The sequence below is a fragment of the Croceicoccus ponticola genome (assembly GCF_004004515.1).
GTDB classification, from domain to species: domain Bacteria; phylum Pseudomonadota; class Alphaproteobacteria; order Sphingomonadales; family Sphingomonadaceae; genus Croceicoccus; species Croceicoccus ponticola.
Genome location: NZ_RXOL01000001.1, coordinates 100,810 through 118,922, shown reverse-complemented (window position 1 = coordinate 118,922; position 18,113 = coordinate 100,810). Strand labels below are relative to the sequence as shown.

At 56.8% G+C, this 18,113-nt stretch carries 17 protein-coding genes and 1 pseudogene; 7 read left to right on the top strand and 11 right to left on the bottom strand.

The window, feature by feature from the left end:
- Nucleotides 1-255: 255 nt before the first annotated feature.
- From EKN06_RS00610 to EKN06_RS00600, 3 genes are all read right to left on the bottom strand, one after another.
- Nucleotides 256-1,278: a hypothetical protein gene (locus EKN06_RS00610; RefSeq protein ID WP_127610954.1), complete on the bottom strand. Its 1,023-nt coding sequence runs from the start codon at nt 1,276-1,278 to the stop codon at nt 256-258.
- A gap of 199 nt (nt 1,279-1,477) precedes the next feature.
- Nucleotides 1,478-2,212, bottom strand: a complete 735-nt coding sequence (locus tag EKN06_RS00605; protein WP_127610953.1) for a hypothetical protein — start codon at nt 2,210-2,212, stop codon at nt 1,478-1,480.
- A gap of 80 nt (nt 2,213-2,292) precedes the next feature.
- Nucleotides 2,293-2,538, bottom strand: coding sequence for a hypothetical protein (locus EKN06_RS00600; RefSeq protein WP_127610952.1), 246 nt, complete (start codon nt 2,536-2,538; stop codon nt 2,293-2,295).
- Nucleotides 2,539-2,872: 334 nt separating this feature from the next.
- Here EKN06_RS00600 and EKN06_RS16135 point away from each other — a divergent pair.
- Nucleotides 2,873-2,959 (top strand): annotated as a pseudogene (locus EKN06_RS16135) (KUP/HAK/KT family potassium transporter); the annotation flags it as partial.
- Between the two features lie 16 nt (nt 2,960-2,975).
- Here EKN06_RS16135 and mgtA read toward each other — a convergent pair.
- Nucleotides 2,976-5,525 carry a magnesium-translocating P-type ATPase gene (gene mgtA / locus EKN06_RS00590; RefSeq protein ID WP_127610951.1) on the bottom strand — a complete coding sequence of 850 codons (2,550 nt, stop codon included), beginning with the start codon at nt 5,523-5,525 and terminating at the stop codon, nt 2,976-2,978.
- The gene (locus EKN06_RS00585) at nt 5,522-6,490 is read right to left on the bottom strand and encodes a lysylphosphatidylglycerol synthase transmembrane domain-containing protein (RefSeq protein ID WP_127610950.1); all 969 of its coding nucleotides are present in this window, start codon (nt 6,488-6,490) and stop codon (nt 5,522-5,524) included. Before EKN06_RS00585 ends, mgtA begins: the two co-directional genes overlap by 4 nt.
- A gap of 572 nt (nt 6,491-7,062) precedes the next feature.
- On the opposite strand from EKN06_RS00585, the gene EKN06_RS00580 reads away from it, so the two are divergent.
- Nucleotides 7,063-8,007 (top strand): retron St85 family effector protein, encoded by a 945-nt coding sequence (locus EKN06_RS00580; RefSeq protein WP_205693785.1) that lies wholly within the window; start codon nt 7,063-7,065, stop codon nt 8,005-8,007.
- The gene (locus EKN06_RS00575) at nt 8,004-8,957 is read left to right on the top strand and encodes a retron St85 family RNA-directed DNA polymerase (protein ID WP_127610948.1); all 954 of its coding nucleotides are present in this window, start codon (nt 8,004-8,006) and stop codon (nt 8,955-8,957) included. Before EKN06_RS00580 ends, EKN06_RS00575 begins: the two co-directional genes overlap by 4 nt.
- 17 nt (nt 8,958-8,974) lie before the next feature.
- Here EKN06_RS00575 and EKN06_RS00570 read toward each other — a convergent pair whose 3' ends face one another.
- The 3 genes from EKN06_RS00570 to dmeF form a co-directional block, all read right to left on the bottom strand.
- Nucleotides 8,975-9,922: a tyrosine-type recombinase/integrase gene (locus EKN06_RS00570; protein ID WP_127610947.1), complete on the bottom strand. Its 948-nt coding sequence runs from the start codon at nt 9,920-9,922 to the stop codon at nt 8,975-8,977.
- A gap of 76 nt (nt 9,923-9,998) precedes the next feature.
- Complete coding sequence (locus EKN06_RS00565; RefSeq protein WP_127610946.1) at nt 9,999-10,289, bottom strand: hypothetical protein; 291 nt, start codon at nt 10,287-10,289, stop codon at nt 9,999-10,001.
- A gap of 1,241 nt (nt 10,290-11,530) precedes the next feature.
- A complete protein-coding gene (gene dmeF, locus EKN06_RS00560; RefSeq protein ID WP_127610945.1) occupies nt 11,531-12,490 on the bottom strand; it encodes a CDF family Co(II)/Ni(II) efflux transporter DmeF in 960 nt (319 codons plus the stop codon).
- Nucleotides 12,491-12,724: 234 nt separating this feature from the next.
- On the opposite strand from dmeF, the gene EKN06_RS00555 reads away from it, so the two are divergent.
- On the top strand, nt 12,725-13,252 hold the full coding sequence (locus EKN06_RS00555) for a hypothetical protein (RefSeq protein ID WP_127610944.1): 528 nt from the start codon (nt 12,725-12,727) through the stop codon (nt 13,250-13,252).
- The gene (locus tag EKN06_RS00550; RefSeq protein WP_127610943.1) at nt 13,219-13,449 is read left to right on the top strand and encodes a hypothetical protein; all 231 of its coding nucleotides are present in this window, start codon (nt 13,219-13,221) and stop codon (nt 13,447-13,449) included. Before EKN06_RS00555 ends, EKN06_RS00550 begins: the two co-directional genes overlap by 34 nt.
- On the opposite strand, the gene EKN06_RS00545 is transcribed toward EKN06_RS00550, so the two are convergent.
- Nucleotides 13,427-13,804: a hypothetical protein gene (locus EKN06_RS00545; RefSeq protein WP_127610942.1), complete on the bottom strand. Its 378-nt coding sequence runs from the start codon at nt 13,802-13,804 to the stop codon at nt 13,427-13,429. The genes EKN06_RS00550 and EKN06_RS00545 overlap by 23 nt on opposite strands.
- Before the next feature lie 357 nt (nt 13,805-14,161).
- Here EKN06_RS00545 and EKN06_RS00540 point away from each other — a divergent pair, with 357 nt between their 5' ends.
- Nucleotides 14,162-14,716, top strand: coding sequence for a hypothetical protein (locus EKN06_RS00540; protein ID WP_164843878.1), 555 nt, complete (start codon nt 14,162-14,164; stop codon nt 14,714-14,716).
- Between the two features lie 135 nt (nt 14,717-14,851).
- Entirely contained in the window at nt 14,852-15,376 is a 525-nt protein-coding gene (locus EKN06_RS00535) for a hypothetical protein (protein WP_127610940.1), read from the top strand.
- 15 nt (nt 15,377-15,391) lie between these two features.
- Here EKN06_RS00535 and EKN06_RS00530 read toward each other — a convergent pair whose 3' ends face one another.
- Together EKN06_RS00530 and EKN06_RS00525 are read right to left on the bottom strand one after the other, a co-directional pair.
- Entirely contained in the window at nt 15,392-15,949 is a 558-nt protein-coding gene (locus EKN06_RS00530) for a thermonuclease family protein (protein ID WP_127610939.1), read from the bottom strand.
- Nucleotides 15,950-16,095: 146 nt separating this feature from the next.
- Nucleotides 16,096-18,078: a DNA/RNA helicase domain-containing protein gene (locus tag EKN06_RS00525; protein ID WP_127610938.1), complete on the bottom strand. Its 1,983-nt coding sequence runs from the start codon at nt 18,076-18,078 to the stop codon at nt 16,096-16,098.
- Nucleotides 18,079-18,113 lie beyond the last annotated feature (35 nt).

Genomic DNA, 18,113 nt, shown 5'->3' with positions numbered 1-18,113 from the left:
GATATATGTCGCCCGGCCGGACAACCCGCGTTCGCTCGACAGCGGCGACGTCCTGGTCGTGGAGCGTTCGGGGGGGCAGCTCTGCAAGCAGGATATTGTCCGGACGGTGGATCAAACGTCGGGATTTACCACTGGCGTCGTTTTTCTGGGCGATTTCATCCCATACCGATGAGGTTCCCGCTACGGCAATTTTCTGGTGCGGGGCGAGGCCTTCCTGGCGTTAATCGGGTAAAGCACCTGATGCCGGAAGTGACGCTAGGGTTGAATTAGGAGAGTTGAAAGCGACAGAACTTCGCCGCTGCCGTTGCCAAGTGTGGTCGTGAACATGCCTGTTGCGGGATCATATACCGGTCCCCAGTCCGCAATGCGGTAGCGGGAGATCGCCTCGGCGCACTCGATGTCGTCCCACGGCCGGAAGATTCTACGCGCACCACCTTCCACAAGAATGTCCGTATAGGGTCGCACAGCCACTTGCTCGACTGTTAGCAGGTCCGGCGTCTCCCAAGACGTGTAGGTGTGTGTCGCGTCTCTCAGCCCCGCTTTGTAGTGCACGCGCGCGGCGATCTCCGAGAATTGGACCGGATGAAGGTCGCGGCCGTCCAAGCCGAGGGGTCCTTTCATGTCGACGTGAAGCTGTAGGCCCCCGTCGTTCACAAAAATTACCCCGATCGGCCCTATGCGCATTGCAATCGAGTGGCCGGCGATACTCGTCGAAAGGTCGAATTGCCCATATGTCTCATCGGGAGAGATTCGATACATATAGACCGAACACGGAAAACTCCCATGGAGGCACTGGAAGACGCTTTTCTTGCGAGCCGTCTGCAAGATGAGTTGTGCGTGGAAGAAATCCTCCAGGAAGAAATGGTCGACGATCTTTCCTTGGGCGCGATCCTTCCTATCGAAGTCGAGCGTAGTCTCTTTGACAAGTATGCCAATGAATATCTTGCAAAGCCAGCGGGCGAACGTGATCCGGGTAACCGGATCGTCAATATTGGGATCGTCGATGACGGCCATAACGCCGTTTTCAATCGTTCGTAGAAACCCACCATTGCAGGACCCGCAGCACGGAATAGTCAAGCTGCGGTATGGGAACCGTGTCCCGTTGAGCAATGTCAGGTGGTTGTCGAACAAGTCGAAGCGCCGCTGCAACCACATCGGGATGACATGTTCCCCGCTGCCAGTCGTTGGCTCCCCGCCACAGGCAAAGCATTGTCCAGCGGTGAAAGCCGGGCCTGATGCAGCACGCTCGGCTATACTCAGGATGTAATTGCCTGTCACAGCTTATGATTTAGGCGAAATGCGGTAGTGAGCAAGACCGGAATCTGGGCTGTAACCCGAGATCTGCAGAAAAATCCTGACGCGGTGGCATCCGCTCCGCACGCACCGAAAGCACCGTTCCACATTCTGGAATAAGGTAGCGGAGGAGGGATTTGGGCGATCCCCCGATGGCGAATTCGCGGTTCCGTCTTCTCAGTGCTTAGGCGCGGTCTCGGCTGAGGTCATCGCGGAAGCGCTCTCTGACATCGTTGTTTCCCTTCGGGGGCTGCGACCGGCTTCGTTTTGCTCGCGCTTCAGGCGCGGGAAGCGACGGGTCGTCGAGCAGTGTCTTCAGGGCTTGCTTTTCCTCCGCTTTGTCGGGCCGAGCCTCGTAGTCCTCTCGCAAGCGGTCATAAGTCTTCATAAACTCCGATCGTTCGCCCTCTGTCTTATTCCAGCCCATCTCAAGGTAGAACGCTTTGAAGCTGAACTGAAGTTCCTCCTCCTTATTGGCGCGAGGATCGAAGTAGCCGATCTTGAAATCGAACTGCGGCTTCAGCGCATCGAGCGATTGATCCTTAAAGATGATCGCCACTTCAACCTGAGACGAAGTCTGCGGTCCAACGACTGCGTCGGGTTCGGTGTAGACACAGTTTTTGTGAGCGAATGACCGAGGCACTTCGAGCGTAGATCGGACATCGAGGATGTCTACCCCTGTGATGTCGGCGCGAACAAAACGCAGTGCGACTGGATACCGACGCCGATTCCAGAACTCGACCGTCACCGTGATGGTGAACTCCCACGATCCACCGGTTCCGCTCATGACAGGCTTCGAAGCGAACGCGACCGGTGCCCACCCAACGCTCTGCCGATGGCTGAATATCAGCGCTACGATAGCGAGCGTTGTGGACATCACAGTCGATGCGATGGACGCGATGAGTTCTGCCGCCGTCATCTCTCAAGATGACCAGAACTTGCGCCAAATTGTCAATCGCCCCTCAATTCCCCTTCGCACTCAAATGAGGGGACATAGAATCATGCCTCGAAAGCGCGGTAAACAGTTGTCCGCTCAAGCAGCACACCATCAGGTGGATTGTCGAGAACCTTCAGCGCACTCTGAAGCAACGCAATCTGTCGCTCCCAAGCCTTTATCTGCTGGGTCTCATCACCGGCATGCTGAAGACCAACGCGCACTGCAAGCACACCGAGGATCGTTTGCGGGTCTTTGGTGATAAAGTCTGCGCCGGAGCTGGCAAAGAACGATCGAGTGTTGCTGGTCACAGAAGTTCGCTGTTGCTTTCGCCCGAATGCAAACGGACATCAAAGGCCAGCGTAGGTCGAATGACCTAAGCAGCCAATAACGCAACCAAGTTCATGCCCAGTCCTCCAACACACCGATCAGCCGAACGATCAACCTGATAATGCTGTGTTGTATGGAGGGATGGCAGCGGAGGAGGGACACGAACCCCCGAAACACGGAATATGAAACCTTTATGCCTTCTTTATCCGGCGGGCTTCCATTCCATATGGCATCTTAACGTTTGTTCAATGCATAGCATGGCCTTCGTCTCGGATGCCCTCAACTGTATAAGCTTAACACTATCAACGTAATTCCCTGGTGGCACTGACACTGGGCGCGATTGGGGTAGTTTACGGCGACATCGGCACCAGCCCGCTTTACGCATTCCGCGAGGCGCTGGCACCGCATGATGCCAAGATCAAGCGCCCTTATGAGGCCAGTTTCGATCCGCAGACTTGGCCAAAAAGAATTTCGCAACCTCAGTGGCAAATGCGTAGGCGATTGTAACTGCAACGCAAAAGCCCAGCAGTAGAGGCGTCAGCGGCGTGAGTGAAAATGCTTCCTGCGCAAGCGGAACATAGGGCAAAGTCAGCGTCACGAACGCCACTGCCACGCTACTCCATAATAACAATCGCGAAGGCCTGCTCGCCAGCACGAACCGGCGCGTGCGCAACAAGAACAGCACTGCCAGTTCCGTAAGCAGGGACACCAGAAACCAGGCCGTGCGGAAAGTTGTCGGATCGGCTTTGAAGCTCAACAGGAGAACGGCGAAGGTCAGCAGGTCGAAAATCGAACTCACCAGCCCGAACACGATCATGAACCTTCGGATCTTCCCAATGTCCCAGCGCTGCGGGGCGGCGACGCTTTCCGGGTCAACATTATCGGTCGATATGGCAAGCGATGGCAGGTCAGACATGAAATTATTGAGCAAAATCTGCTTGGCAAGCAGCGGCAGGAAAGGAAGCAGCGGCGTCGCAATCGCCATGCTTACCATGTTGCCGAAATTGGCGCTGACGGTGATCGCGATATATTTCAGCGTATTGGTGAAAGTGCGCCGGCCGTCCACCACACCCTGACGAAGTATGTCCAGATCGCGCCGAAGCAGCACGACATCGGCGCTTTCGCGAGCGACATCGACAGCCTGGTCGACTGATATTCCGACATCGGCAAGGTGCAGCGCAGGGGCATCGTTTATCCCGTCGCCCATATAGCCAACGGCGTGCCCCGCCTGCTGAAGAGCGCGGATGATACGCTCCTTCTGCTGTGGGTCGGTCTCAGCGAATATGGCTATCTCGCCCGCGCGTCGGCACAGCGCCTCAGCCGACATCTTCGCGACCGCCTCCCCGGTCATCAGGCGCTTCGGGTCGAGTCCAACCGCCTCTGCGACATGGGCAGCAACATAGCGATTGTCGCCGCTTATCATCTTCACACTAATGCCCAGCGACTGGAGGTCATGGACTGCCTGCATCGCCTCGGGCTTGGGCGGATCGAAGAACAGGAGCAGGCCAAGAAATATCATCTCCCTTTCGTCATCGCGTGAATAGCGATCACGACGCGAAAGCCGCCGTTCTGCGACGGCAAGCGCGCGATAGCCTGCCGAGCCGCGCTCGCGCAGCATTGCCTCCAGCGCTTCGCGCTCAGCACCGTCGAGTGGCTTTACCCCGTGTTCGTGCTGCACGAGCGTGCAGGCCGACAGCACATCGGCAAAGGCGCCCTTGGTGATCATTCGGACATGGTCTGCGTCGGGCTCGGAAACCACGATGCTCAACCTGCGGCGCAGGAAATCATAGGGTATCTCATCAATCTTGATGGCAGGATCGACCTGCGCTCCCCTGGCTTCGCCCGCCGCGACAATCGCTGCATCAAGCGGGTTGGCGATCCCGGTTTCAAGCGCGGCGTTCAGAAACCCTGCCCGTTCGACCATCGACGACACTTGCCCCGATGCATCGACGGCAGCATCGAGCCTGATCGCGCCTTCGGTAAGCGTGCCGGTCTTGTCGGTGCACAAGACATCGATACTGCCCAGATTTTCAATCGCATCGAGCCGCCGCACAATGACACCTCCGCGCGCGAGATTCCGTGCCCCCTTGGCCAGCGTGACACTGATGATCGCAGGCAACATCTCCGGCGAAATGCCCACCGCCAGCGCCACCGAGAAAAGCAGCGATTCAACCGGCGGCCGCCCCAACAACTGATTTGCCCCCAGCACCGCCAGCACAATTACCAGCATCACGCTCAGCAGCATTGCCCCGAAACGGCGAATGCCGCGCGCGAACTCGGATTCCGGCTCTGCCTTACGCAATTGCTCGGCGATCGCGCCGAACTCAGTCTTGCGCCCAGTTGAAGTCACCAGCATCTTCGCCGTGCCGCTGCGCAGCGACGAACCCATGAAGAGCATGTTGGTTCGGCGCGCGATCGGTGTCTGCACTGGCAGAACGCCAGTTGCCTTTTCGACCGGCAGAGATTCGCCGGTAAGGCTTGCCTCCGTCACCTGGCAATCCCGCACTTCGAGGACCAGTCCGTCGGCCGGCACCAGATTGCCTGCAGCCAGCAGAACGATGTCGCCGGGCACCAGCGTTTCCGCGCCCACGCGTCGCTCCATCCCCGCTCTGAGAACGCGCACCTGAAGGGCAAGGCGTGCGCGCAGTGCGGCAACCGCCTTGCCTGCGCGATACTCCTGACCAAAGCTGAGCAAGCCACTGCCCGCGAGGATGGCAAGAATTATTGCAGCGTCCAGCCAGTCGGACAGCGCCAGAGATATTAAGGCGCCGAAAATCAGGATCAGCGCCAGCGGACTTGCGAACTGCCGGGCGAGCAGGGCCGACCATTGCCGCTTATCGCCATCGCGCAGCCGATTGGGGCCTTGAATCGCGAGACGACCCGTTGCCTCCGCCTCATGTAGGCCTTCGTTGCGGCTCTGAAGCGCTTCGAGCGCCTCTTGCGCGGTCTGGCTCCAGGGGACTGTCATACTCCACCTCGAATTTTCGGCGTCCGGCGGATCAACAGGAAGCCAGGGATCAGCGGCAACCAGAGGGTGAGCGTGCGCAGAAGCAGAGTCGCCGCCAGTGCCGCCGCGATGGGGATGCCCAACATCGAAAGCGTGGCGGTGGCACTTGCCTCGAAACTGCCGAGCCCAAGCGGCAGCGGCGCCAGCGTCACCGCAATCGACGCCATCATCAACGCGATGAAGGCGGTCGAAAACGAAAACGGCCCGCCTATAGAGTGCAGGCACGCGGCCAGCGTTGCCGCATCGGCCAGAAAAACCAGGGCGTTCCATCCGGCCACGCGTAGGATCAGCAAGGGATCGCGGACTAGTTCGGAGGGTGCCTCGCCAATGATCGAGAGCAATTTGGCGAGCGGTGGAAACCGCTCGCCCGTTGGCGGAAGCGGCTTGCTCCCTCGACCGCGGAGCCATAGCGCCAGCGACGGAATTGCCAACGCGACGATCAAAAAGGTCGTAACCAGCCCTACAAGCAGCGGAGTGGCCTCGCGGTGCACCCACAACAGTATCAGCATCAACAGCGAAAGCACTGCATAGGCGGCATAATAACCCACCATCGAAACCAACAGCGCCGCTATGGCCGCGCGCCGCGGCACGCCCAGCGCAGTCAGCCGGTCGACCAGCAGCACGTTGCCACCCATGCCCGCGGCAGGCACCACCTGGTCCACGAACAGCTTGGAAAAGGCGATCGGAACGATCCGGCGCAGTGTCAGCAAGATACCGGCGCGCTGCAATACGGCCAGCCAGCCCTTTGACACCGAAACATAAGTGCAAAGTTGCAAGACGATGGCGAAGATGATCCACTCAGGCCGTGCGGATTGCACCATTACAACGAAGCGGGTGAGGTCACCGAAATGCAGCGCGGCAAAGACGATTGCCGCCAAAATGAGAAGCGCCGCGATAAGCGAATAACGTCCTGAGCCGAGCGTCACCGGTTCGTTGCACCCCGCAAGAAGAAGCGCGCGCCAAATCTCTTTCGGAGACTATGCCGACACCCTGCTATAGCAACGAGGTCGGCGTGCCACTACGCAATAATCCCGCCCTCGCAATAAGGGTTCAGCGATAACGGAACGAGGCAAATAACCGCACTCATCGACGGCGATCAATGTATTGAAAAATGGTAGCGGAGGAGGGACTCGAACCCCCGACACGCGGATTATGATTCCAACGGAAACGCAGCGTAGACACGTCTACGTGGCATAGTTGAAGGTTTCCGGGGGCCAAGCGACGATGTTTCGCAAGCCCGACGTTGCCAATAACGATTTGACATGTGCTCCATCGAACCTGTTGACGTTCGCCTGCAAACTTTGCATGTGTGGCATACTCTTTACGCGTAAGTTGGAGTTCCATCCCCAACTTCGTCGGGCGCTTAGCCAGACGTTTATGTTATTGGGAGCGTTTATCGGCAGGAAAGGCCTGGAGAGCTCATCTCTTCGGCAAGCCTCGCCCTTCGGGCCGATGACCTCTCCAGGCCTTTCCTGCCTTCCTGAGGTAAAGAGATTACGTGCCTCCAGAGCTTTTTCGTCTTTATCACGACCTAGACCTAGAAACCCTTAGGATTAGGCGACCGTCAAAGTTCATCTTTTTCTGCGGAGGGGCGATGCAAGACGCCCCCCACGCCGCTTGCAGCCTTAGGCACTATCTTCTTCGCGATCGGCGGATCGCGCCCCGGCTAAAAGCCGATGTCGTGCTCGCCGAGGAAGCAAACCAACTTTACCGAGAGTCGGACTACGGTGACCTCATCAGTTTTGAGGAGGACATTTCAAAAATTGCCGCGCTGATCCTGCTGATCGCAGAAAGCGCCGGCTCCCTTGCAGAACTTGGGGCGTTCGCTGCCGTTCCCTCGATTAGAAAACGCCTTGCGGTGCTCATTCAATCCGAGCACGAGGAGGCGGAGTCCTTCGTTAGATATGGCCCTCTGGAAAGATTAAAATCTGAGGATGACAGAAGACTTGCAGCAATACCCTGGATTCTAAATAAGAAGAGCGCATTAATAAAGCAGACAGCAGCACCTCATGTTTCCGACATAGTCGGATTTATTAACGAGCAGTTGAAGCGTATTCCAGCAGAAGAGAGTTGGAAGTCAGCTGAAGAACTTCAAACTTTCGTGTTAATACTTTGGCTTCTTCACCTATCTCATGCCATGACGATCACACAGCTATTATCATACACGCAGGCGATCCGCCCAGCGATGACACAGAAGGATTTGAGGAACGCGCTCTTTTGTATGAAACTCGCAGGTTGGGTAACAAAATTCCGCCATTTAAATTGTGATTATTGGTGTTCAACTGCCATGGCGGATCCCTTTTCGCGTTACAGCTTCAAGGAGGGCGTCGAGAGAGATCCGATTAGGCGGAAAGCCGATGTCGCGGACGCGATCGCAAAAGAATTGAAACTTTCTCGGCAGGTGCGCGAGAGAGTGCAAGAGAAAAAGGGCGCCATCCCATGAGCTTGCTGTCGGAGCTCATTTGGGCAACAGGCCTGCCGCAGCCAGAGCTCATGCGGATAATCACCACAGCCCCCTCGCGATACAAGGTCTATCAGATCCCCAAGCGGACTGGAGGATGGCGTGAAATCGCACACCCTGCGCGCGAGTTGAAGGCGCTTCAGCGCTTGATGCTCAATAAATATCTGATCAACTTCCCAGTCCATCAATCTGCGATGGCCTACGTGAAGGGCCGGAATATTGGCGATAATGCAGCCATTCATACTGACAGCAACTTCTTTCTCAAGCTCGATTTCGAACGTTTTTTCCCAAATATTAAGGTGAAAGACTGGATCCGCTTTCTAAAAAATAACAATTTTCAGCCGTTTTTATCAGATGAAATTCCTATAACTTCACAGATACTGTTTTGGGGTAGTGGCCATAGAAAGCCCCAATGCCTTTCGATAGGGGCACCCACTTCTCCAATATTGAGCAACATACTTCTTTACGATTTGGACGTTGAACTTTCGGCACATGCACAGGCTATGGGAGTACGCTACAGCCGGTATGCCGATGACATAACTATTTCGGGTCAAACCATTGATCAGATCATCGCGTTTGAAAGCTTGGTTCGTCAACGCATCAGGCATCTCGCCTCGCCCAAGCTCAAGTTCAATGATTCGAAGAGAGGAGTTTACGGCCGGAGCGTGAAGCGGATGGTTACAGGCCTTGTGGTGACTCCTGCCGGCGCAGTATCGATCGGAAGAGATCGCAAGAGAGCGATCTCTTCGTTGGTTCATCGGTTTTCTCTTGGCCAGCTCGACCAAGATCAACTCGGCTATCTGAAGGGCATGCTTGGCTTCGCCAAAGCGAATGAACCGGAGTTTCTGGATCGACTTCGCGCCAAATACGGAGATGCGGTGATAGACGCTGCCACTAAGCTTCACCTACCGCCCCGCAATCGCAAAGATTGAAAACAGGTATCGTCAACTCACGCCGCCAGCAGCCCCCTTTCCATCTCGCCCATGAGGTCGACGTCTTTTGCAGGATCATGAAACAGGTGCCCATAGACATCGTAGGTCATGGTGATGGACGAATGCCCAAGCATCACCTGGATCTTCTTAGGCGGCCATCCCTGCTCGATGAACAGCGATGCGGCGGCATGCCGCAGCGCGTGCAGCGAGAACCGCGGTGCTCCATTCGCGTTCACGATGTCGCATTTGACCATTAACGGCTTGAAGATTCGGTTATAGATGTTCGAGTGTGTTTCAACGTTGCCTACGCCGTTCGGAAACACCAAGTCATTCTCTCCGGTGGGGCACGCGAGCTTCCATTGTTTCAGAACCTGAGCGAGCTGCGGGCCGAAGGGGATGTCCCGACGTCCTGATTTGCTCTTGGTGTTGCCCATGTCGCAGTAGCGGTCAGCGCGCTTCCTGACGGTGATGATGCTGCGCTCGAAGTCAATCGCGGCCCAGGTGAGCCCGCGCAACTCCGACATTCGCATGCCAGTGAAGAGAGCGGTCATAATGAGCGGCTGGTGCTTCGGCGGTGCGTTGCTGATCAGAGCGCGGATTTCGTCTTTTGTCGGAAACACGCGATCGGGGTCGTGTCGTTCGGAACGCCGGAGTTTTACGTCCCGCGCGACGTTGTGCATGACCAGCCCACGTTCCTGGGCCGTGCTGATGATCGAACGCAGCGTCGTGAGGCATTTCTTTGCCATGGCCCGCGTGCTGTCGCGAAGCATGCTGTCGAGAAAATCGCGCACATGAACTGCGCTCAGATCGTTGAGCAGCAGATCTCCTATCTTCGGTTCGATGTGGTTTTTCACATGCCCACGATAGGAATGGAGCGTGGCTCGCTCCAGCTGCTCCAACTCGCAGCGCTGGAGCCAAAGCTTCGCGGCTTCGGTGATGGTAATTTTGGCTTGAACACTGATCATTCGAACATATCCTAGAACATTGGTTTATCCCGCTATTCTAGAACAATCCCGAGAGCCCGTCGGGTCATTTTTGGTCCTACTCGGCGGGTTTTTTCGCCTCTAGGAGAAGGTCACGAATTTCACGCAGAACGCGATTTATGTCCTTGGCATGCGCAGCGACAAACCGTTGGCGCTCATCATGGCTTGCTCGCTTCCAGTGATACGAAAGCTTGCCCGCTGGCGATGGCGGCTTCTTTTGACGAAACCCGGCCAGCTGCGTTGCTCTGTAGACGGTGATTTCGCCACCCTCGACGCGCTGCAACAAGGACGTGTGCCCTTCCTTCTGAAGACGCTCCACCCAATACCGATTGTCTCTCTTACTCTTCATAAGCGAGATGTAGACGCGTCTACGTTGCCTTGTCAACGCTAAGGTGCCGGAGGTGTGTCGCTTTACGGCAATGAAAAGTATACTCCTGTTTCTTAGTCATTTTTTAGTCCGAGATGCGTCGGCATTATGCTATACTGAGCGCAAGTCAAAATTGGCCCGCGATAGCCGGTTAAGCGAACCGCGCGTTGTCATAGCACATGGGATCAAGTCGCCGCATCGGCGCAAAATCGAGAAGCGGGTAAAGAACCGTTATCGAGCCGCCTGCCCTGCGGCAAAGCAAAGGCCGGGACGAAGACCGGAGTTGCGCGAGTGCACGCAATGGGAGAATCAGCCGCACCACCCGGCTGGTGAGCGCCCCGCTCCGTCAGAGGGAGTAAAAGGCTGCCACAAAGATGGGGGCGTTGCCCCCTGCCCTGTGAGAGTTGAAGGAAAGCTCAGCAGGGTGCTTCCAGCAAGAGCTGGATAACCGGACGGGCCGAGAGGCCGGGGTTTCGGAGCAGGTCGATCGGTAAGGCGTCCCACCGATCCAGTTGTCGCACAACTCGATGCTCTTCACCACTTCCCCTGGGATAACCAAGGAAAAACCCCCTCGCAGCCATGATGATCTCTTTTCATGGTCGCGGGGGGATGAGAGTCTTCCTTGGGATGGTGGTTATCACTTTCCAAAGGAGAGAGAGATCGTCGCTGCGAAGCAGCGGCGGTCCGCTACCGGTCGAAGACCGGTAGCCTAAACCATGGAAGCCAGGAAAACATGGAAACCCGGAAGACATGAATCCAAACTCACTCGCAAAACATGAAGTCCACGGTTGGAGGAGCAGCGCCCCTCGCTACATGGACAACATGTCTCCGCATAGCAATGCAGCCCCACAAGTAGATCCAGGCTGACGCAGACCTCTCGGTGGTCCCCACGAAAAGCATGGATCTCTTGCCGTCATGGTTTCCGTGTTTTAGGGTAGATTCTCTGCGCCCCCCGCGCTGAAAACATCTCAACGATCGAACCGCCAAATTTTCTGCCATTCACCAAGTTCGGTCCGACCGGCGTGCGTTCCAGGAAAAATCCTACGCCAGAGCAGTCACATCGCTATACGCGTCGACTTTTCTTTCCAGGACCGGTCACCTTCCAACTGTCCGGCGCTATCCGCGACCAATGGAGCCAGGAATTGCGCAGCAAATGCAATTCATGACCCTCGACGGCACACCTTCCAATCGACGATCGTGGCGCGGCGAAACGTCCCTATGGATTAAGCAGCGTGTAGGTTTCGGTGAGGACCGGGACAGCGATGGGTCTCGACCGTTATGTGCACCAGCTCCTCGTGGATCTGGGCGCGTTTCGCATAGTCCGTCGGTGTGAGCGGGCTCTCCGCGACAAGGGAAACGACAGCAGCAAACTTGCCCGGTCCTACCTGCCAGACGTGCAGGTCGACGATGCGCGCGTCGCCATCCTCGATCGCCTCGCGCACCTCACCCTCAAGATCCGTTGTGGATGTGGCATCGAGCAGCACGGCGCCGGTATCGCGCATCAGACCCCAAGACCAGCGGCCAATGACCGCTGCGCCGACCAGTCCCATCGCAGCATCCATCCACGCCCAGCCAAGGTAGCGGCCGGCCAGCAGAGCGCCGATTGCAAGCACCGAGGTCAGCGCGTCTGCGAGAACGTGAAAATAGGCGGAGCGCAGATTATTATCCGTGTGGCCGTGGCTGTGCGAATGCCCATGGCCCTGGTGGTGGTCATGGTCGTGGTGGTGATCAGCGCCCAGCAGTAATGCACTGGCAAGGTTCACCAGCAAGCCGAACGCGGCGATCACGGTCGCTTCGGTGTAAGCAATCCTTCCAGGTTCGAACAATCGCTCCACCGACTGCACAGCGATACCTGCGGCAAACACCGCCAGCAGCAATGCGCTCGCAAAGCCAGCCAGATCCCCCATCTTGCCCGTGCCGAAAGTATACCGCGGGTTGTCAGCATGCGTGCGGGCAAAGCTGTAGGCAAACGCCGCCACGCCCAATGCCCCCGCATGGGTCGCCATGTGGATACCGTCAGCCAACAGGGCCATGGAACCCGTCATCAGACCCGCGACAATTTCCACCACCATCATGACGGCGGTCAGCACGACGACCCAGCGCGTCCTTGCAGCGTGCTTATCGTGAGCATCGCCAAGGAACACATGGTCATGCGTCAGCTGTTCGATCTGGTGGGAATGCATCGTCTGTCCTTAAACGGATGTTGGGGGTCCAAGACGCGCGTTCATGTCCCCCCTTGCGAAAGCGACTAGTGAAATATGATCGAGGATAGAAGCCTTACATCGCACACCGCCGACAGTCTCTCGCAGCCCGTCGGTGCTGTGTTTCCCGTTGCGATACTGGTTTTGCCCACCCGCATCCATCGGGGTGCGCATGCATGATGACCACATCACCAAACAGCACAAGGAAATGCGAGCATGCGAATGGAGCTCTACAAATGCGATGTAAGACGCGGCGGTCAAATCTACACCGCCTTCGTCGTGGCGCCCGGCGAGGAACGCGCATCGGAGGTCATGACCGAAATCGAGATCATCATGAACCGGGAGAACGACGGTTTCACCCTCGAACGTGTCGACGAAACGCTGCCTGACGATCGGTGTGCCGGCCTGGACGCTCTGCTTGAGACTGCCCCGGTGGGCTTGGCATCCTTCTGTGAGGGTGTCGGCTGGATCGCTCACGCCCTGCCAGCGCCGAAACTGAACTTTTACCGGATCGAGGAAGTGCAAGGCGATGGATATTTCGTCGTCGCCCCCAGCGGCGATGTCGCCGCACAGGTGTATTGCGGCCGGTGTGGCCTGGAAGAAGGCGAAGCCCGGTTATTCCGTATCCATGATGGCATGGACGGCCTGAAGAACGAAGCGCTGCGCGGACTGCCCGCGTTGTTGGAGTTCGGTCCTGTCGGAATTGTCGAATGGCGCAAAAGCGGCTGGTCGATGAAGAGCTAACGCTGAAACACTTGGAGCTGGTCGCGAAATGGCTTTCCATTTCACGACCAGCTATCCCGTTCGGCATCACCGGCTTTGCTCCAGAAAACGCGGAAGTCCTAGGAGCAGCTGGTGCCAAAGACCCGGATGGCGCCGAAATCCCGGAGATTTTCATTCAGCGCCATCCACCGGCGATTACACCAATTCGTCCAGCATAACCCTGTTTTGCAAACAAACTTTCAGCGCCTCTAAGGGCTGCATCTGCGCCAGTTTTTCAAACCTGCGATGCCCGATGACGGCGCTGTATGCTCTCATCGACGTCTCAAAGTGGCTGAGAGCACCCGCGATCTCCGCAATCTGCGAAAAACACGAAGCAGGAGAAGCCATGACTTCGAGTTTGGTCAGAGCCTGCTGACAGATGTTTGCATACGCCGCGCAGAGGAGCCGGGGATCCGCTTCGGAGCGTTCAAGCCCATCAATCCAGACCTCAAGATCGGCGTGCGTTGCATCGGGGTTCATCGTGAAGAAGGCCCGCATGATGCCAGTGGCGGGGTCGATATTATATTCGATCATAGTGTAAACCTCATTTGAGTAACAAAACTCACCGGCCAATCCGGCGAGGACCATCAATTCTGAGCAAATTTCTCAGGATGTCGCATGGCGAATTTCGTACACATTATGATCCGCGATGAGGCGGCAGCTTCCATTTTTTCTCTATACATTACAATTTGATGCTGGCAGAAACAGCGTTGATCGAACGAACGCGATTTTACGTTAATGGCAACCCTTAATGCGTCGAGAATTTGGATTCCGCCCCTCCGAGGGAAGTGTGTCGCCTACTATCGAGTATCGACCCGCCCCTTCAGTAGGCTCAACGAAGACGCGCAGCGCCGCGCTGTTCAGGCGATTATGCCGCCGCTTCGATCGAAAATGATCGGTGAATTTATCGAGCTAGAACCCCTCGAAGCAGGCGAACGCACGGCCCTTAACGAAGCGGTGCAGCTTTGCAAAAATGAGCGCGCCACGCTCTTAATCGGGCAGATCGATAGGATGCGCAGCGGCATTCGCTGGCTGGGATATATCGCAACTGAAGGTGTAAAGTTTCGTGGTGCAGACGTGCCTCAAATCAATCATCTCAGCTACAATCAGCTTGTCAGTTCGGATTATTATTGGCGTCGCGAGATGGGTCAGAAGGTGAGCGATGCTCTAGCTGAGGCGAAGGACCGGGGTCTAACTCTTGGCGGCGATCGCGGCAATTCTGCCGGTCTGAAACTCGGTCCCGCAGCAAGCGCGACAGCTCGTCAGGCAAAAGCGATGCGTCGAGATGCCGCCACATGGGCTGCTATCGAAGATGTTCGGTATCGCGGTGTGACTTCTCTCACCGGTATTGCGAAGCGTCTCAATCAGAGGGGGCATCGAGCGCCCCGAGGTGGTGCTTGGAGCCCGGCTCAAGTTCAGACGGTGATCAAGAAGTTTGAGAGGTAGAATCCTAACCCACGGCAGTTTGCGATCCCCGCTCGGCCAGTGACCATCGTTTTCCCAATAACGATCCCACCCGCTTCCAATCGAACCACGATCTAAAGTCGCTGCATCACCGAAGTTCACAAGGAGTTGCAGTGCATGCAGTCGTTTCTTTTCGAAGCTCAGATCAAGCAGAGCAACCGCACCGTCACAGCATATGTCTTCGCGCGCAGCGAAGCACGCGCCACGGCGCTCGTGCGTCATCATATGAACGCCATAGGTCGACGATATAAGTCCATTACATTCCGGCGGTTTGACACCATCCTGGAAGGCCATCATCGCCTCGGGCTCGATGAAATCCTAAGATCGCCGTCGGAAGGCTTCGCCAGCTTAGTGAGCAGCGTGGGTTGGATCCTTCACAGCCCTGTCGTGCATCGGCTCAAACTTTTCCAGGTCAAGAACGGCGACAAGATTGTCGCGCATGTTGTCGCGCCCACCTTCGACATGGCCGCGGAGATCTGGGGTGAATGGCTCTATCGCCGTAACTGCGATCATCTCCGTTACGATTTCGAAGAGGGTATGGCGAGTCTCACGAGAGCTCAACAAGCAGCGATGAAGGAGCTTCTAGACCATGGTCCCGTCGGTATCGCGGAGTGGATCAACGGCGGCTGGTCGGTAGGGTAGCCTTTTGAGTTCGAATCAATAAACACAGATCGGATTTTCGGTCGCGAACTTCGGCCAGATCAGCGCCGTGCCAGATTTCACCATCGCACAGTTGATCTCCACTCCGCTCTCGTTGACGCAGATGGCCGCCTTGCGGTTAAAACTCGTTCCAGTTTGGCGACACTGCAGGGTCTGGCCGCCCGCCAGTTCGCGGAGCTTATCCGTTGCTTCCTCTGCCGTCGCGGCTGGGCACGGATGGCCGGGCGAACAGGTGCCGTTTGTTTCTCTCGCTGCTACGGCATTCAGGCGAACCCGCGAGCCGTCCCAGCAGCGAAGCGTATCGCCGTCGGTGATGCTGGAAACCCTACACTCAAAGACGTTCGGACCCGTCAGCCGCACCGACTGAGTATGAGTTGCAGGCATCGACGGGCGATAATAGAAAAACATCCCGATGATAATCGCGACGGTCCCTGCGGCGATGGTCGCCAAGACAGCGTAGAACTGCCGTTGCGAACGCTTCTTGACTTTGCGCGCCTTCCTGTAGCGCTTGCCCTCAGTGATCGGGACGGCGCGAAATGGCTTTCTGTAGGACATGACCTAAGTCTGTCGCATGGACAGGCGAATACGACTAGAGCGGATCAGAAGCGAAAGCGCTGCTGGCGCAAGGCACAGCGCGCAGGTCAACTGGCGATTTCGAAAAAAAGATAGCGGAGGAGGGACGCGCCCCCCCCCCACGCGGATTATGCCTGAATAGGCAACTGCTGACATCCAGCCTCAAGAAGCCTCGCCTCGATCTCATTAAACTGCGCCGGAAGACGCGTTCCATCTTCTACATCCCCAGAAGGGACAAAAATAACGTTGCCCGCACGCGCTCTCGTAAGCAGCACACGATAAGCGTTAATCCGATATTGGCGCGCTTGGGATGAGGCTAGATTGGCCCACTTCGGCGCTCGCATCTTTCGCGGCTGCCAAGCGTCACCAGACCAGATGAGGTCATTGCCCCAACATAAGCAGGCATAGTCGATCTCAAGCCCTTGGCTGACGAACTCCGAGAGCGGGACTTCAAGCGCGTTTGAAGATCGAAAATCGTCTCCATCGCATAGGAACCAGTGAACGACGCGATCCAACTCATTCGACATAGGAGACGGCGGCACGCCATCTCCAAGCAAGCGAACGGCACCAGAACTTGCCAATAGCCCGACACGGTGATGCCCCCTGCCCCGCGACTTGAGCCAACGCTTGGCCTCATCAAGGTTCCTGGTCACGTATGCTGGAGGGCCTTCGAGATTATCGGCAATCTTGGCAGCGCCGGTGATGTCGCTTGCAAGCAGTGCACTTACCCAACGACCTTGTTTGGGGTTCCTATGTGCACGAAGATTGGTTTGAAGGTGGAGTTCCCTGTGAACGGTCGGATGTAACTCATCGCCCACGTCCCCATCAAGCAAGCCGATTAGGCCACTTTCTCCACGTAACATCGCTTCCGAAACATGAGCATCCCAATCGGGATTGTCGCGCAACGCTTCGCCCCACAGCGCTAGTCCGCCCTCACCGCGGTTGATCTCCTGCCCAGGTCCGACAAGGCAAACCAAGCAAGCCCAATCTAACCGGCCCATGATTTCCATGAAGAGTTCGGGCTCAGACTTCCGACGGCCCAAGAGCTTCAGGCCCGTCTCCGCGTCCCAGGCACGCTGCGCTTCGTCAAAAACGATCACATGCTCCGGTGGGTCGGCCTTCTCGTCTGTATGGTCTTTGAGATACCCAAGGAGGGTTTGCAAAGCTTGCTGAGCTTGTCGCTTCGCCTCTGTGGCGGTGACCGCCAATCGCTTCTTGGCATCCTCAGCAATCGCCGCCTGGAGGACGAAAACCAAGGGTCGGTTCCCGCTTAGAAGTGCAGCTGGTTCGTCAGGATCGGTGTCGACCTTCTTGGAGAACACGAGATCAAGTCCGAGCAACGTCTTCCCCGATCCAGGCTCGCCGGTAACAAAGCACACAACCTTTCGGCTATGGAGTTTGGCGTCGCTGGCTATCTCACGCAGCTTAGCAGCGGTTCGCTCAATCGCTTGGGAAGATGCATCTTTCCGACCAATTTCGGCGACCGAATGTCCAGCATACAGCGCCCTTGCGGTAGAAATGATGTTGGGTGTCGGATTGTATGGTGCCGCATCAAAACTCGACCAATCAATGGGTCTCCCATCGCCTTCATAGATGATAGCTCGCAACGCTGCTGACAGTTCTTTGCCGTTAACGAGCGTGCATCCGGCCACCTGGTCAGTCAGGTCGAGATTTGTGCGACAGAGACCGTCAAGAGCATTGTCAGCGCAAAGGACAGGGTAAATGCGACGGTCGTTACTGGCGGAGTGGAAATCTCTCAGGCACAGCGCATAATCAACCGCCTGAGCGACGTCTGCCGACCCGAAAGATCGCGCCCCGATCTTAAACTCAAGGCAGATGATCGAGCCATTCGCGAGGATGATGGCATCGATCCGGCGCTCCAGCCGAAATAATGGAAGCTCAAGCAGCACGCCATCTGGCGGGCCATCGAGAGCGCACAGAGCGCTCTGAAGCAATGCGATCTGCCTCTGCCAAGCCTTGATCTGCTGTGATTCATCGCCAGCATGCTGGAGTCCGACGCGGATTGCGAGCGCGCCAAGGATTGATTGCGGGTCCTTGATGATGAAGTCTGCGCCGGAACTGGCAAAAAAGGATCGAGGATTGCTGGTCACAGAGGCTCGCTATTGCTGTCGCCCTGCGAAAGTGG

What these genes read in the sequence shown, in the direction of transcription:
- EKN06_RS00550 (WP_127610943.1), top strand. Translation starts at nt 13,219, where the DNA reads ATGGCGCAAAAGCGGCTGGTCGATGAAGAGCTAACGCTGAAACACTTG.
- EKN06_RS00565 (WP_127610946.1), bottom strand. Translation starts at nt 10,289, where the DNA reads ATGAAGAGTAAGAGAGACAATCGGTATTGGGTGGAGCGTCTTCAGAAG.
- EKN06_RS00575 (WP_127610948.1), top strand. Translation starts at nt 8,004, where the DNA reads ATGAGCTTGCTGTCGGAGCTCATTTGGGCAACAGGCCTGCCGCAGCCA.
- dmeF (WP_127610945.1), bottom strand. Translation starts at nt 12,490, where the DNA reads ATGCATTCCCACCAGATCGAACAGCTGACGCATGACCATGTGTTCCTT.
- EKN06_RS00540 (WP_164843878.1), top strand. Translation starts at nt 14,162, where the DNA reads ATGATCGGTGAATTTATCGAGCTAGAACCCCTCGAAGCAGGCGAACGC.
- EKN06_RS00545 (WP_127610942.1), bottom strand. Translation starts at nt 13,804, where the DNA reads ATGATCGAATATAATATCGACCCCGCCACTGGCATCATGCGGGCCTTC.
- mgtA (WP_127610951.1), bottom strand. Translation starts at nt 5,525, where the DNA reads ATGACAGTCCCCTGGAGCCAGACCGCGCAAGAGGCGCTCGAAGCGCTT.
- EKN06_RS00530 (WP_127610939.1), bottom strand. Translation starts at nt 15,949, where the DNA reads ATGTCCTACAGAAAGCCATTTCGCGCCGTCCCGATCACTGAGGGCAAG.
- EKN06_RS00605 (WP_127610953.1), bottom strand. Translation starts at nt 2,212, where the DNA reads ATGACGGCGGCAGAACTCATCGCGTCCATCGCATCGACTGTGATGTCC.
- EKN06_RS00535 (WP_127610940.1), top strand. Translation starts at nt 14,852, where the DNA reads ATGCAGTCGTTTCTTTTCGAAGCTCAGATCAAGCAGAGCAACCGCACC.
- EKN06_RS00555 (WP_127610944.1), top strand. Translation starts at nt 12,725, where the DNA reads ATGCGAATGGAGCTCTACAAATGCGATGTAAGACGCGGCGGTCAAATC.
- EKN06_RS00570 (WP_127610947.1), bottom strand. Translation starts at nt 9,922, where the DNA reads ATGATCAGTGTTCAAGCCAAAATTACCATCACCGAAGCCGCGAAGCTT.